Genomic DNA, 14,312 nt, shown 5'->3' with positions numbered 1-14,312 from the left:
GCCTGATGGCCGGCACGCTGCCGGCCGACCGCGAGCTGGCGCTGCAGATCCTCGCCGAACTGCGCGGCCCGCGCGTGGCCGCGGCCTTCGCCTGCGGCGGCCTGTTGGCGCTGGCGGGCGCGCTGATGCAGACCCTGTTCCGCAATCCACTGGCCGAACCCTATCTGCTCGGCGTATCCGGCGGCGCGGGACTCCTGGCCCTGCTGGGCATGGCGGCGGGGCTGGCGTGGCCGTGGATATCCCTGCTGGCGTTTGCCGGCAGCCTGCTGGCGCTGGCGCTCGCCGCCGCGCTCGGCGGCCGACTGCTGGCGCGCGACCACACGCCGCTGCTGCTCGCCGGCGTGATGCTGGCGGCGGGCTTCGGCGCGCTGATCGCGCTGGTGCTCTCCGTGACGCCCGCCGAGCGCCTGCCCGGCATGCTGTTCTTCCTGATGGGCGATCTCGCCTGGACCAGCCAGCCCGGGCTGCTGTGGGCGGCGCTGCTGCTGGCAGTGGCTGCCGCGCTGAGCTTATCGAGGCGGCTCGACGTGCTGCAGCTGTCGCCGCTCAAAGCCGCCTCGCTCGGAGTGGCGGTCGCCCCCACGCGCTGGATGCTGTTTGTTCTGGCCGGCGCCGCCACCTCCCTGGTTGTCGCGCAGGCCGGCAGCATCGGCTTCGTCGGGCTGATGGTGCCCCACGCGCTGCGGCGGCTCGGCTTTGCCGGCCACCGCGTGCTGCTCCCCGCCTGCGCCCTGGCCGGCGGCAGCCTGCTGGTGCTGGCCGACGCCCTCGCGCGCACCGTGATCGAGCCGCGCGAACTGCCGGTGGGGGTGCTCACCGCACTGCTCGGCGTGCCGATGATGTTGTGGCTGTTGCGCAGGCCGTGAATACGGCAGGATAGGGCGCAGACACGCATCCGAAAATATTGTGTACACTTGCACGTATACACTTATCGGAATGACCCCATGAAAACCGCTAAAGTCTTCAAGCAAGGGAACAGCCAGGCCGTGCGGCTGCCCAAGGAATTCCGTCTGACCGAGGACGAAGTCGAAATCCGCCGCGAAGGCGAAACAATCGTGCTGGTGCCCAAGTCAGCGACTCGCTGGCGGCATGTCCGTGCCTGCCTGGGCAAATTCAAGGGCGAACTCGAACGCAACCAACCCGCGCAACCCGACCAGCGGGATTGGTAAGCGTGGCCTGGCTGCTGGACACCAACACCTGCATTTACCTGCTTACCGGAAATCAGCCTGACTATCAGCACAACATCCTCGCCAGACTGGATGCGCTGCCGCGCAACGAACGCCCCCTGATTTCCAGCGTTGTATTGTCCGAACTGCAATACGGCGTACGGAAAAGCCGCTGGCGCAAAACCAATCAGGCGCTGCTGGATGAGTTCCTGCTGGACTTCGATGTAAGCGACTATGGCGCGAGTGCTGCCGTTTTCTACGGCGAGCGGCGAACCAGTCTGGAAAAACGCGGCCAGCCTATCGGCCCCATGGACATGATGATCGCCGCCCACGCACTTGCACTGGATGCCACCCTGGTGACGCACAACACACGTGAATTCGCGAGAGTGAAAGGTTTGCGGCTGGAAGACTGGACGGGTTGAAACTGATGCCCGAGCAACTGATTGCCGACTTCCAACGTGAAATCAAGAGGCGGAATGATGGAAACCAGCGGCGAGACTGGTTCAGCACTCAAAGGAACAATATCCGGGCGCCAGGCCAACGAAACACCGACATGTGATAGCTCATCAAACTTGTTTGTCAGCCGCAGAGGTAATCTCGAAATTGTTCTGTCAGGCAGCAATCGCCCGAGTAACGGACGTCTGGCAAACCCACCAGGAAGGTCGGCTCGTCGGCCGAAGCAGACGGTCGCAATCTCCTGTAGAGGAGATTGCGACCACAGATCGGGAAGTTTCGGGCATCACACGCTGTAAAGAAACTCGCCTTCGTGTTTTATCCAATATGCGCACACTGCCTTGGTGGGATCGCTGCTACGAATACCCCTGGAATATTCAGGATGATAGACAGTTGGCTGCGGGTAATGAACGGAGGAATCACATTGGAGGGCGTACAAACACATCGCCGCTGATGTCGGCTTTGGTCCAAAAGGGGCGAACGCCAAACTTCTTGGCGGATTGCCCGCGAGTGATTTAATGCGGTCGAAGGCGGCCGACATATCAAGCGTGTCGACCCGATATTTATCGAACCGATCATCTGAGTGGCCCTGCTCAAGGTCTGCAACCGACTTCCATGTCCTCCGCAAGGCCGCAAGCGGTGCGGGGAATGGAATCATTATCTTCATTTTTTCATGCGGGTTATCCCCAACATAACGCCTCAGGCTCTCGACGAGGAAGCCAACACTGACAATCCACTGCTCCGGTTTACTGCCCACTCCACCAAATCCCGGCAAAGTTTTCCAAGGCTCAATGTCTTCATAAAGTGGAGCGTCATCCGCATAACTTTCGGGAGATGTGTATGTTAGAAGAAGGTTTCGCACATTGGCGCTGCCGACCAGAGTTCGAAGGATTGGGAAAAAGAATCTCTTTGGAAGCGAAGTGATATCCAATACGACTGATGCGTTTCCTTCTTCCACTCGTTTAGAAAACGCGTCGATACGAAACAACTCATCCATAAGCCCAAAGCTGTAAATGGCTGCTGAATTTCCACCATGCTCGGTGAACTCAGCACGACGTTGCTCTAACGCGATCTGGTTACGATGCCGATATTTTTCGGAATCAATATCATGAATCTCGGCAAACGCCTCGCCACTGACCGATCCTAGTCGTCGCATCTCAGCCCAAGCACATAGCGAGCGTTCTTCAGTTGCTATAGTGCCAACAAAATGCCACTGCTTCGGGCTACTGAGCGATAGCGCCCAGTCTATCGAGCCCCAAGGTCGGTATTTCATGATTTGTCGTTATCTAGCTCGGGGAACAAGGAAAGGCTTCTAGCAACTCTAGGTTGTGAAACGCGCGCCCTCGCCAGGGTTACTTGAGCCTTTCTTGCCAATTCAAACAACTCATCAATCCTCCAGTAGTAAGGTTCCTTCGTTCTTGCTTCTGGAAGCTGGAACCGTGGACAGAGGATAGGATGGAGGTAGAATTTTATTCGACGCCCACCGGACTTGGATTTTGATGAGTGCTCCGTTTCAAATAGGACGCCATACCCTACGGCCTCACGAATAAAGCTCCTCAAATCAGTTACGTCTTCGGCTTCCGAGTTGAACTCTGTCAAGGTAATGGAGATGCCATTCCCGCCTGGATACGCCATTCTTAAATCGCGCATCATATCTTCGTTCAACCTCATTCCAAGCTTCTCTACAAATCCCTGCCTGGCATTCCCTCCGGGTTCTTCTGGTAACTTCTTAAACCATTCATTACTTGCAAAAAGAATTCCTGCATCTTGGATATTGCGGTCAATAGTTCCGCCATTTAGAAGATCCGTTCGCCTCTTTTCTGGAAGACTGGATTCATTTTTTAGAAAACCATCCCAGATCCTGTGGCAAATATGGAGGAACACAGTGATATTCCCGCCACTTAGAGAACGGATATCGTCGTATCCCCACCACATAAACCGTTGTTGGCAACGGGTCATCAGTTGCAAAACCGCTTGATCGAGCCGCTCCTTACGCCACCATTTTCGTTCCCGCCATGGCGAGTCAAATGGTGGAGGCGACTCCCGATGCTCTCGTTTAAAACGTGCTCCGCCGGTCTGCCGCCCCCAGGCTGCAGCAAGCACGGCATCAAGCATTCCTGAATGGCCGGTTCGAAATAACGCCCTGAGAAATTCTCGCCACTCCTCTGACCACTTACCCCCATCAGCAGCCAAATCGAGACCCAGTGCGCGATCTATCTGCCTATCGTCCTGAGCTATCTTTACCTGAGTGATGCGATCTTCCGCAATTGGATGTTTCCCGAATATTGACTTGGCGAGCTGCGGTCTTAACTTGTTGGCATCATTCCGAAAGTAATATTCCATTCGCTTCTGGAAGGCATCGATTGAGAACCTTTCGAAGATAGTATTCTTTGCTTCTCCCCACGCGAACAGCTGTTGATCCATTTCGATCAATTGGTAGTCACGTATGTTCTCAAGCCGAGCCTCACTACCCCAGATTCCCAAAAATTCAGGATTGCTCCAACCATAACGTCGAGTTCCAGCTCGATAGTGAACTCGTGCATCCCTCGATGCGAATGCACGATTTAGCATTTTCCGAAAAGCAAGGAGCAAACGACGCTGCCGATCAGTGAAGGCACGATGCATCTCCTCAATCTGATCAACGCGAATGAGAACTGGGACACTATCCGAAATTATCCCGCTCTGTCGAAGGCACTCTGCGGTTCGTGCAATTGGCTCACCAATGTTCGTCTTGCTCTGGCTGATATCATCAAGTAGCCGCATTTCAGATATGTTGCCGTTAACCCAACGCCTATAAAAATCGATACGCTCGCCAATTCTTTCCTTCAGTTGTTCGACCGTTTTGACGCCATCCAGCGACCCAAACCAACAGTCTTGCTTTGCCACGGCGGACACGAATTCCCCAATACGGGAAATATCCACGATTGAGTCAAAAATCTCAGGATTCTTCCCTATCGTTTCAACTGACTTGATGAGATCATCCACTACCAAGTAGTTGAAGAAATCCGCGAAGTAGAAGGGCATCTCGCGTTCATCAGCGTCATCGCCGCGGTGCAAGGTCACTTGAACAATGTCGGAAATCCGGCTCCGCGTAAGATTCACCCCCGCGGAGATAAAATTGCGCATTTGTTTGTTTACGGGAAAATCTTTCCCGAGCTTCCAGTACGCAATGCGCGTCTCCGGACGGAGAAGACTCAAAATCATCGTCTTGCCGCACCCCTGCGTCCCGCTCAGCACCACATTGCCACCCTGAAAAACCGGATGGATCGCCGTTTGCAAGACCTCAGCGCTAAACAGTTCCACAAAGTTATCTGCCTGGGTGTCATCGGAGAAGTAAAGCTGCTGGAATGGGTTAATCGTAATATTCATATCAATCTCGATATACCCGTGGGAAAAGGGGTTCCCAAGTTCCAGTTCGTGGCTTGTGGTGAACGATGGGAAGGGTGTTATCCGGGGTGTTCGAGAATGTCGCCAACGAACAACCGGTATTTCTGTAGCCAAAAGGATCCATATTGGCGGAAGCCAGAACAGCACAACGTCTCGCCAAATCCTCTACCTCATCGGTTATTGGCCAACCATTTTCTCCTTTGCGCTGTGGGCCGAGCAGGTCGTTGCGGCGGAGCTCGACCACCGGACGCACTGTTAGGCGACCGTTTGATTGCTCTTCCTCTAAACGTAGTGATTCGGCACCATTTGGACAAAGGATGAGCGGAATAAACAAAACCGGCTTGCCAAGGTTGGCTACAGCCCATTTCACAGCATTCAGACACTGGGTGCCCGACCCAACAACATCCTCAAGTAAAACCAAGCGCTCTAGGTGCGGTAGTGGATCTTGAGGATCTAGCAGCCTGTCGGACTTGGAGCCCCGCACGGCAGCAATTTCCCCGCCGGGACGGTATTTGCACAATATTTAGGCATTTTTAGTCGTTCATCGCCGCATCGGTATCAAATTTGAACGGGTTTCTGCTCTTTTCAGGCGCTTGGGACGGATTTCTGGCGCAACACGGCCATGCGTTTCAAATTCCACGCCAGACATACCAGCGTCCACTCGCCCTTCGCCTTCTCCAAACCACGCAGCAAGAACTGCCTGAACCCCATCACCGATTTGATGATGCCAAACACCGGTTCCACGCTCTGCTTCCTCAGCGCATACAGCATCCGCCCCAGTTTGGTCTTGAGTTTATGCGCCATCTTTTGCATCGGCGTGGCGTCCGCTTCCAACTGCGGCGGCTCGGTGAAACGCTCGCGCCAGCCGGGATGGTGATCTTCGCGGGCGACGGCAATGTAAGGTTCAACTCCAGCTTCTTCGCAAGCGGTGATGTTGTTCGCGCTGCAATAGCCCGTGTCAGCCAGCAGGGCATCGACTGTGCCCAGGCTGGCGGGTAGCGCACCGAGCTTGTCCAGCATCGGCTGAACCTGCTGTTTGTCGTTGCCCGCATTCGTGAGTGATGCCGCCACTACCAGCATCGTCGGCGCATCGACCGCCGCCTGAGCGTTGTAGCACTGCTCAAAGCCGCCGCCGGCAATCTTCATGATGCGGGATTCCTCGTCGGTGAGATTGATCTGGTCTTCCGGACGGGGTTCCGGCGTCGGCGGCTGGGGCGGCTTGCCGCTGGGCTTCTTGCCTGATTCCGCTGCGCGTGCGGCTCGCTGGGCGAGCTTCGTTTCATAAGCCGCTTGTTCCGCTTCGAAGCGGGCTCGGGCACGCGCTTCGATCTTGGCTTTGGCGGCGGCCATGACGGCCAGCCGGTCTTCACGGCGTTTGATTTCTGCGGGCAGATTCACGCCATCCGGGATGTCGGCCTGGTCAGCGGCTTCGGCTGTCGCCAGCAGGTCTTGTACTTCGGCCTTGAGTTGGGTTTCGAGCTTGACGATGTGGCCGTGCGAGAGCGCACTGTGGCGGGAGGCGTTGGCGTGAACCTTGGTGCCGTCGAGGCTGACTGTCCCCAGCTTCAGGAGCTTCATCTCGCTCGCCAGTTCGAGCACTTGCAGGAACACGCCGGCGAGTTCTTCAAGAAAGCGGCGGCGGAAGCTGGCGAGCGTGTCGTGATCGGGGTGGCTGCCTGCGGCGAGGTAGCGGAAGGCGACGGAATCGTAGGTGGCGCGTTCGATGCGGCGGCTGGAGAAGGTGGCGGTGGCGTAGCCGTAAACCAGCAGGCTGAGCAGGACTTCAGGGTGGTAGGCGGCGCTGCCGCGCCCGGCATAGACGCGGGTCAGTTCGGTGAGGTCGAGTTGTTCGATGGCTTCGACGATGAAACGCGCCAGGTGGTCTTGGGGAAGCCAGTCTTCGACCGAGGGCGGCAGCAGGTAGGCAGTCTTGCGGTCGATCGGGCGGAAGCGGCTCATGCGATGGAGGGGCTCGGATTCGATAGCGGGATTATCGCGGATTGGAAGACGAATTGGGGGTTCAAGTCCGACAGGCTGCTAGGCTCGGATTTGCCATGTAATGAATGACGTTGTTCGCAAGCATTGGGTCTGGGGCCGCTGATTTTTCAGCCAGCATCTGAAGTGTGGCGAACCCAGGGCGATGTCCAACACCTTTTAGATGATTCACCTTGTAAAACTCGTTAATATCCATACTGTCAGTGATGGGACAGAACCATGTATGGTGATGTATTTGTTGGTGCACTTGCTCATGCAGTGCCTGCCCACCATTAGGTTCCAAGCGTCCCCCAATTTGACTGACTACCCAGCGGGTAATTTCACGGTCAAGCGCCGTTCGGTAGAGCGCTGCAAAATCAGCGTGCGAAAAGAAGCTTATATAGAGTGCGTATTCCAGTAGGAGCTTCTGATCGGCTTCCTCAGTGAGGTTGCCGATCCACGCTGCCAGGCGCTCCATGTAACTTGTGTTGAAATCGGGGTGCTCTGCAGGCAAGTAAACACGCCACTCTTTTGACGCGTGATAGTCGAGTTGGTTGAGGATGGTCTCGTGGTATGAGCTATCGTCTGGATTCCCCGTATTGTGACGATCCCATTCCCGCACCATGGCGCGTAGCTGTTCTAGCGTCATGAGGTTCTCCCCAAAAGGCCTTTCGCGATCTTCGCAGCAAACGCACCAAGCGGGGGCGGCACAGCATTACCGATCAGCCGGTAGTGGGCCTTTTCATTGCCATGGAAGATATAGCCGTCGTCGAAGCCTTGGATTCGAGCAGCCTCGCGAACGGTAAAGCCTCTTTGTTGAGATGGATGGAGGAAGTATCTCGGTGAACCGAAACGGGTATCTACTGTGCAACTTGGTCTATCCCATGCGAGTCGCCGGAACTTCCCGTTGAAGGTGCCAACCAGATCGACCCCATCGTCCACTTCCCTAAGGTAGCCTTTAGTCACCAATCCATTAACGAGACGATGGAAGCGGCCCCCGAGTGCTGCTTCGAGGCGACCCAGTGAAACTGGATCCGCATCCCCATGATCGCGCTGACGTTCTTGCCTTCGTAGACGGCGCAAAAGTTCAAGTACAGTGCGCTCATTCTCGGTTATCGTGCCGAACACTTCCGGGATGTCCCACGTTGCGACCGCATTTTCACCTCCGCGCACATTAGAAAGCTTCTGACCTGGTTTGATTCTCTTGGCAATTTGCCACTCGCGGCTCTGTGTGGAAAGTCGCTGCGGATGGTGGTTAATTTGGTTCTTTACACCTGCTAGAACTGACCGAAGATCTCCTGCAGGTAGACTCGGAGTGGTGAAATCGATGTCCCGCTGAGTACGCCATGCGAAAAACAAGATGCGCTTCCGTAACTGCGCCATACCGAGATCGACAGCCTGGCAGCGAACGGTCTTGGTGCGATAACCGGCGAGCCGCATTGTTTCGTCCAGTTCGTTCCAGTAACGCGCATGAGCACCTGAAAGCGCTCCAGCAACGTTTTCTACAACCAATATTTTCGGATATATCCTCCGGGCAAGATGGCCGGTTAGAGTGAGCAGATGGTTTCGTTCGTCGTCAATCAGCCTCTTCCCTGCGGTCGAAAAACCTTGGCAAGGTGGACCCGCAATAAGCGCATCAATGCCGTAAAGTGAACGCTCGTTGGGTACGCCATTAGTGAGGTCGACGTTGTAGATGTCTCCACTGATGTTTGCTTTGAAGTTCTCAACTGCTTCTGGGTCTGAGTCATAAGCACCTTGCGGATGGAAACCATGTTGTATGAAACCTAGATCGAAGCCTCCGCAGCCAGAAAATAAGCTCGCAAATTTTAATGTACCGTTGCGCATAGAGTGTTGCGTATATTGCCTTCAAATCCCACGTGTCGATTGGACATCTAGCATATGAACTCGCGAAGGGGTTGCCGAAACCCAGCCACTTTGGGAGCTAGCGATACTATGAGAACATCGCTATCGCACATTCAGAGGCTCCGATTTTGGTGGGATGGTATCACTGCGGTGTCAATGACGCCCATTAGCGTTGGGTTGGTTTCATCCAATGGCTGCAAGTGGATCTAATCGGTATCCCGGCCATTCTGAAGTTGTAGATTACAACTAACTGCGCAAAGTACCGCCTCAACAAATTTCGAACGTCTGCTTAGGCCGACAAACGGACGCTTCCGACCTACCTCACGACTGACTCTTCCGGGTCGATAGCGGAAGTACCACGGATCAACCCGTGCCCACCCCGGACAATACGCAGCGCCGCCACACCATGCCGCCCCGGGCGCGGTGCTGCTATGCTCGGATTCACGACCGATCCCCTTCGTTCCATGGAATCCATTGCTCCCAGACTGACCGCGTTTCAACTCACGCTGCAAGCCGGTACCCGCACGCTGGTCGACTCGCTCGACCTCGCGCTCGAACCCGGCGAAGTCCTCGGCATCCTCGGCGCCAACGGCGCCGGCAAGTCGACGCTGCTGACGGTGCTGGCGGGGCTTGCCGCGCCCGCGCAAGGCCGGGTCACGCTCGACGGCAGCGCGCTCGACACGCTGCCGCCGCTGACCCGCGCGCAGTACATCGGCCTGCTGCCGCAGGGCGACGAAGGCGGATTCTTCGGCAGCGTGGCCGATTACGTCGCGCTGGGGCGATTTCCTTTCGACGCTGCCCACGGCAGGCTATTCGGCCATGTATCCGGCGACCTGGCACCGCAGCTTGCGGCTTGGAAACTCACCGAACTGGCCCGCCGTCCGCTCGCCACCCTGTCCGGCGGCGAGCGCCAGCGCGCGCGGCTGGCGCAGCTGGCGGTGCAGGCGCCGCGCATCGCCCTGCTCGACGAACCGCTGACGCATCTGGATCCCGCGCACCAGGCACGGCTGCTGGCGTGGGCGCGCAGCGAGGCGGATGCCGGACGCAGCGTGGTGCTGACCCTGCACGACCCCAACTGGGCGGCCTGCCACTGCGACCGCCTGCTATTTCTCTTCGGCGACGGGCGCTGGCAACTGGGCAGCCCGGCCGACCTGCTCACTCCAGATTCGCTCGAAACCCTGTACGGCCCCGGCACGGCGACGCTGTGGCGGCAAAAGGGCTGACAAAGCCTGCTGAAAAGGTGCTTGACCCAGCCTGTATAATCGCGATCTATCCCGCATATAACCGCCCCCGCGTACCCCATGATTCGTCGCTTCATCAACAAAGTATTCAGCCGCAAACCGCGCGGCGCTGCCTCAGCCGCACAGATCCTGACGCAGTCCAAACACGGCATCCGCCGCGACCAGCTCGACGACTGCGCGCTGAAAACCTGCGAAACCCTGGCGCAGTCTGGATTCAAGGGCTACCTCGTCGGCGGCGCGGTGCGCGACCTGCTGCTGGGCAAGACGCCCAAGGATTTCGACGTCGCCACCGACGCCACCCCGGAAGAAGTGCGGCGGCTGTTCCGCCGCTCGCGCATCATCGGGCGGCGCTTCCAGATCGTGCATGTGATGTGTGGCCGCGTCACCATCGAAGTCACCACCTTCCGCGCCAACGGCCAGAAGGAAGCCGATGAGGAAGACGGGCGCTCGACCGACGAGCACGGTCGCCTGCTGTCCGACAACGTGTTCGGCAACATGGCGGACGACGCCGCGCGCCGCGACTTCACCATCAACGCGCTGTATTACGACCCCCTGAGCGAGGAGGTGCACGACTATTTCGGCGGCGTGGCCGACTGCAAGAAGCGCGTGCTGCGTATGATCGGCGACCCCGAGACGCGCTTCCGCGAAGACCCGGTGCGCATGCTGCGCGCTGCGCGCTTTGCCGCCAAGCTCGACTTCCACATCGACCCCGACACCCGCAGGCCGGTCGCCACCCTGGCGCCGCTCTTGTCCAACATCCCGCGCGCGCGCATCTTCGACGAGGCGCTGAAACTGCTGATGTCGGGCCACGCGCTCCGCGGCGTCCACCAGCTGCGCGCCGAAGGCCTCCACCACGGCATGCTGCCGCTGCTCGACACGATCCTGGACGACACCACCGGCGAGCGCTTCATCACCGCCGCGCTGAAAACCACCGACGCCCGCATCGCGCAGGACAAGCCGGCCTCGCCGGCCTTCCTGTTCGGCGCCCTGCTGTGGCCGCAGGTGCTGCAGCGCTGGCGCGCGCTCGAGGCTGCCGGAGAAAAGCCGCAGCCTGCCCTGTTCATGGCGATGGACGAGGTGCTCGATGCGCAGCGCGACCAGCTCGCCATCCCGCGCCGCTACGACGGCATGATCAAGGAAATCTGGGCGCTGCAGCCGCGCTTCGAACAGCGTGGCGGACAGCGCCCGTTCCGCCTGCTGGAGCATCCGCGCTTCCGCGCCGCCTACGACTTCTTGCTGCTGCGCGCCGAATCCGGCGAGGTCGACGCCGAACTCGGCGAGTGGTGGACGCGCTTCCAGGCGGTTGGCGACAACGAACGTGCCGCCATGCTGCTGGCCGACAGCACGCCCAAACCGCGCCGCAAGCGCCGTCGCAAAAAGCCGGGCGAAGCCGCCGGCGAGACGCCGCCCGCATGAACGTGATCGCCACCATCGGGCTGGGGGCGAACCTCAACGACCCGGCGGCGCAGGTGGAATACGCGCTGGCCGAACTCGACCGCCTGCCCGCCACCCGGCTGCTCGCGCGTTCCAGTCTGTACGCCTCGGCGCCGGTAGGCTACGTCGACCAGCCCGATTTCATCAACGCAGTGGCACGAATAGAAACCGGCCTCGCGCCGCGCGCGCTGCTCGCCGCGCTGCTGGATATCGAGCACCGCCACGGCCGCGAACGCAGCTTCCGCAACGCGCCGCGCACGCTCGACCTCGACCTCCTGCTGTACGGCGACGCGCATTTCCACGAAGAAGGCCTGACGCTGCCGCACCCGCGCATGACCGAACGCGGCTTCGTACTGCTGCCACTGCTGGAAATCGCCACCGACGCGACGATCCCCGGCCGCGGCCGCGCCGCCGACTGGCTTGCGGGCTGCGCCGGGCAGTCTATCGTCCCCGTTTTTCCTGCCGCTGCCGCCGTCAACGCATGAGTCTTTCCCGTTACCGCTACGTCGTCGTCGAAGGCCCGATCGGCGCCGGCAAGACCAGCCTCACCCACAGGCTGGCCGAGCGCATGGGGGCCGACACCCTGCTGGAAAACGCCAGCGACAACCCCTTCCTGCCGCGCTTCTACCAGGAGCCCCGGCGCTACGCGCTGCCGACGCAGCTGCATTTCCTGTTCGATCGCGCGCGCCAGCTGCGCGATCTGGCGCAGGGCGACCTGTTCCGCGCCGGCACGGTGTCGGATTTCCTGATCGACAAGGACATGCTGTTCGCGCGGATGAACCTCGACGACGACGAGTTCGAGCTGTACCAGAAGGTCTATGCCGACCTTGCGCCGCAGGCGCCGACACCGGACCTGGTGGTCTACCTGCAGGCACCGATCGATGCGCTGCAGGAGCGCGTGAGGCGCCGCGGCGTGGACTTCGAGCGCGGCATGGATACGGACTACCTGCAGCGTTTGACCAACAGCTACAGCGAGTTCTTCCATCGCTACGAAGCCGCGCCCCTCCTCATCGTCAACACCGGCAACCTCAACTTCGCGCAGAGCGAAGCCGACTTCGAGCTGCTGATCGAACGCATGAGCAAGATGCGCGGGCCGCGCGAATTCTTCAACCGGGCGGCATGAGATGAGCGTCACCCTGTCCACCCTCAAGGCGATGCGCAACAACGGTGAAAAAATCGCCGTGCTCACCTGCTATGACGCCAGCTTTGCGCGCGTGCTCGACGCCGCCGGCGTCGACGTGCTGCTGGTCGGCGATTCGCTCGGCATGGTGATCCAGGGTCACACCTCGACGCTGCCGGTGAAGCTTGCCGAAATGACCTATCACACGCGCTGCGTCGCAATGGGAGCCGAGCGGGCCTTGATCGTCGCCGACCTGCCCTTCGGCAGCTACCAGCCCTCGCCCGAGCGCGCGTTTGCCGCCGCGGCGCGGCTGATGGCGGCGGGCGCGCACATGGTCAAGCTGGAAGGCGGCGCGGTGATGGTCGACACCGTGGCCTTCCTCACCCAGCGCGGCATTCCGGTGTGCGCGCACGTGGGCCTGCTGCCGCAGTCGGTGAACCAGCTCGGTGGCTACAGGGTGCAGGGGCGCGAGGATGCTGCGGCCGCACAACTGATCGCCGACGCGCGCGCGCTGGAAGCCGCCGGCGCCGGCCTCATCGTGCTGGAGATGGTGCCGGCCGCGCTGGCAAAAATGGTGACCGAGGCGCTCACGATTCCCACCATTGGCATCGGTGCCGGGGTGAATTGTTCCGGCCAGGTGCTGGTGCTGTACGACATGCTGGGCCTGTACCCGCGCGCGCCGAAATTCTCGAAGAACTTTCTGGCTGGAACCGACAGCATCGAGGCCGCCACGCGCGCCTACGTCGCCGCGGTGAAGGATGGCAGCTTCCCGGCCGCCGAACACGCGTTCTGATGCAGGTTTTTCATACCGCCGCTGAGCTGCGCGCCACGCTCGCCGGGCAGAGCGGTACCGTGTTCGTGCCGACCATGGGCAATCTTCACGCGGGGCATGTGGCGCTGGTCGAACTGGCGAAACGGCACGGCCGACCGGTGGTGGCGAGCATTTTCGTCAACCCGCTGCAGTTCGGCGCCGGCGAAGATTTCGAGCGCTATCCGCGTACCCTCGATGCCGACTGCGACAAGCTCGCCGCCGCCGGCTGCGACCTGGTGTTCGCGCCCGATGCCGCCGAGATGTACCCGGTGCCGCAGACCTTCACTGTGCAGCCGCCCGACAGCCTGGCGAACGACCTGTGCGGCGCCTTCCGACCCGGCCATTTCAGCGGTGTCGCCACCGTGGTGCTGAAGCTCTTCAACCTGGTGCAGCCGCGCGTGGCGGTATTCGGCAAGAAGGATTTCCAGCAACTGTTCGTCATCCGCGAATTGGTGCGGCAGTTCAACCTGCCGATCGAGATCGTGGCGGGCGCCACCCTGCGCGAGGCCGACGGGCTGGCGATGAGTTCGCGCAACGCCTACCTCGGCGCGTCCGAACGCATCCAGGCCGCGCAGCTGCAGCGTGAACTCGCCGCCGTCGCTGCAGCCGTCCAGGCGGGCGAACGCGACTTCGAGGCGCTCGCCGCCACCGCCGCCCGTCACCTGAAAATGGCGGGCTGGCGGGTCGATTATGTCGCGCTGCGCGACGCCGCGACCCTGCAGGTGCCCGCGCCCGGCAGCGCCCGGCTGGCGGTGCTGGGCGCGGCCTGGCTGGGAAAAACCCGGCTGATCGACAACATCGAGGCGGCCTTGGGCAATCCGGCCTGAGGTTTTATAATGCGGGCTTTCCCTTATTGAGGGCAC

Annotated in this window: 15 protein-coding genes; 9 read left to right on the top strand and 6 right to left on the bottom strand. The window is 60.0% G+C overall.

All coding sequences use genetic code 11. The features are described 5' to 3' along the window. Positions 1-5 precede the first annotated feature (5 nt). The 3 genes from ACZ41T_RS13705 (at position 6) to vapC (ending at position 1,588) form a co-directional block, all read left to right on the top strand. A complete protein-coding gene (locus ACZ41T_RS13705) occupies positions 6-866 on the top strand; it encodes a FecCD family ABC transporter permease (RefSeq protein WP_464921932.1) in 861 nt (286 codons plus the stop codon). Between the two features lie 78 nt (positions 867-944). Next, a complete protein-coding gene (locus tag ACZ41T_RS13700) occupies positions 945-1,169 on the top strand; it encodes an antitoxin (RefSeq protein WP_464921931.1) in 225 nt (74 codons plus the stop codon). A 2-nt stretch (positions 1,170-1,171) separates the two neighbouring features. Next, positions 1,172-1,588, top strand: coding sequence for a type II toxin-antitoxin system tRNA(fMet)-specific endonuclease VapC (gene vapC / locus ACZ41T_RS13695; protein WP_464921930.1), 417 nt, complete (start codon positions 1,172-1,174; stop codon positions 1,586-1,588). Between the two features lie 317 nt (positions 1,589-1,905). Here the strand turns inward: vapC and ACZ41T_RS13690 are convergent, their stop codons facing one another. The 6 genes from ACZ41T_RS13690 to ACZ41T_RS13665 all read right to left on the bottom strand — a co-directional run bounded on the left by ACZ41T_RS13690 (position 1,906) and on the right by ACZ41T_RS13665 (position 8,825). After that, complete coding sequence (locus ACZ41T_RS13690) at positions 1,906-2,892, bottom strand: hypothetical protein (RefSeq protein ID WP_464921929.1); 987 nt, start codon at positions 2,890-2,892, stop codon at positions 1,906-1,908. Continuing rightward, positions 2,889-4,988 (bottom strand): ORC-CDC6 family AAA ATPase, encoded by a 2,100-nt coding sequence (locus ACZ41T_RS13685; protein ID WP_464921928.1) that lies wholly within the window; start codon positions 4,986-4,988, stop codon positions 2,889-2,891. The genes ACZ41T_RS13690 and ACZ41T_RS13685 overlap by 4 nt, the downstream gene beginning before the upstream one ends. A gap of 1 nt (position 4,989) precedes the next feature. Beyond that, positions 4,990-5,490 (bottom strand): phosphoribosyltransferase-like protein, encoded by a 501-nt coding sequence (locus ACZ41T_RS13680; RefSeq protein ID WP_464921927.1) that lies wholly within the window; start codon positions 5,488-5,490, stop codon positions 4,990-4,992. Between the two features lie 101 nt (positions 5,491-5,591). Beyond that, positions 5,592-6,965, bottom strand: a complete 1,374-nt coding sequence (locus ACZ41T_RS13675) for an IS1182 family transposase (protein ID WP_464921300.1) — start codon at positions 6,963-6,965, stop codon at positions 5,592-5,594. 61 nt (positions 6,966-7,026) lie between these two features. Then, positions 7,027-7,629, bottom strand: a complete 603-nt coding sequence (locus ACZ41T_RS13670) for a hypothetical protein (RefSeq protein ID WP_464921926.1) — start codon at positions 7,627-7,629, stop codon at positions 7,027-7,029. Next, positions 7,626-8,825 (bottom strand): DNA cytosine methyltransferase, encoded by a 1,200-nt coding sequence (locus ACZ41T_RS13665; protein WP_464921925.1) that lies wholly within the window; start codon positions 8,823-8,825, stop codon positions 7,626-7,628. The genes ACZ41T_RS13670 and ACZ41T_RS13665 overlap by 4 nt, the downstream gene beginning before the upstream one ends. A gap of 482 nt (positions 8,826-9,307) precedes the next feature. Between ACZ41T_RS13665 and ACZ41T_RS13660 the strand changes: the two genes are divergently transcribed. From ACZ41T_RS13660 to panC, 6 genes are all read left to right on the top strand, one after another. After that, on the top strand, positions 9,308-10,066 hold the full coding sequence (locus ACZ41T_RS13660; RefSeq protein ID WP_464921924.1) for an ABC transporter ATP-binding protein: 759 nt from the start codon (positions 9,308-9,310) through the stop codon (positions 10,064-10,066). A gap of 78 nt (positions 10,067-10,144) precedes the next feature. Further along, entirely contained in the window at positions 10,145-11,500 is a 1,356-nt protein-coding gene (gene pcnB / locus ACZ41T_RS13655) for a polynucleotide adenylyltransferase PcnB (protein ID WP_464921923.1), read from the top strand. Beyond that, the gene (gene folK, locus ACZ41T_RS13650) at positions 11,497-12,003 is read left to right on the top strand and encodes a 2-amino-4-hydroxy-6-hydroxymethyldihydropteridine diphosphokinase (protein WP_464921922.1); all 507 of its coding nucleotides are present in this window, start codon (positions 11,497-11,499) and stop codon (positions 12,001-12,003) included. Before pcnB ends, folK begins: the two co-directional genes overlap by 4 nt. Beyond that, the gene (locus ACZ41T_RS13645) at positions 12,000-12,641 is read left to right on the top strand and encodes a deoxynucleoside kinase (protein ID WP_464921921.1); all 642 of its coding nucleotides are present in this window, start codon (positions 12,000-12,002) and stop codon (positions 12,639-12,641) included. The genes folK and ACZ41T_RS13645 overlap by 4 nt, the downstream gene beginning before the upstream one ends. Position 12,642: 1 nt before the next feature. Continuing rightward, a complete protein-coding gene (gene panB / locus ACZ41T_RS13640; protein ID WP_464921920.1) occupies positions 12,643-13,431 on the top strand; it encodes a 3-methyl-2-oxobutanoate hydroxymethyltransferase in 789 nt (262 codons plus the stop codon). Continuing rightward, positions 13,431-14,276: a pantoate--beta-alanine ligase gene (gene panC, locus ACZ41T_RS13635; RefSeq protein ID WP_464921919.1), complete on the top strand. Its 846-nt coding sequence runs from the start codon at positions 13,431-13,433 to the stop codon at positions 14,274-14,276. The genes panB and panC overlap by 1 nt, the downstream gene beginning before the upstream one ends. Positions 14,277-14,312 lie beyond the last annotated feature (36 nt).

It is taken from the genome of Thiobacillus thiophilus, assembly GCF_055378705.1.
Note: the sequence above shows the minus strand (reverse complement) of the source record. Positions and strands in the feature narration are given on the sequence as shown.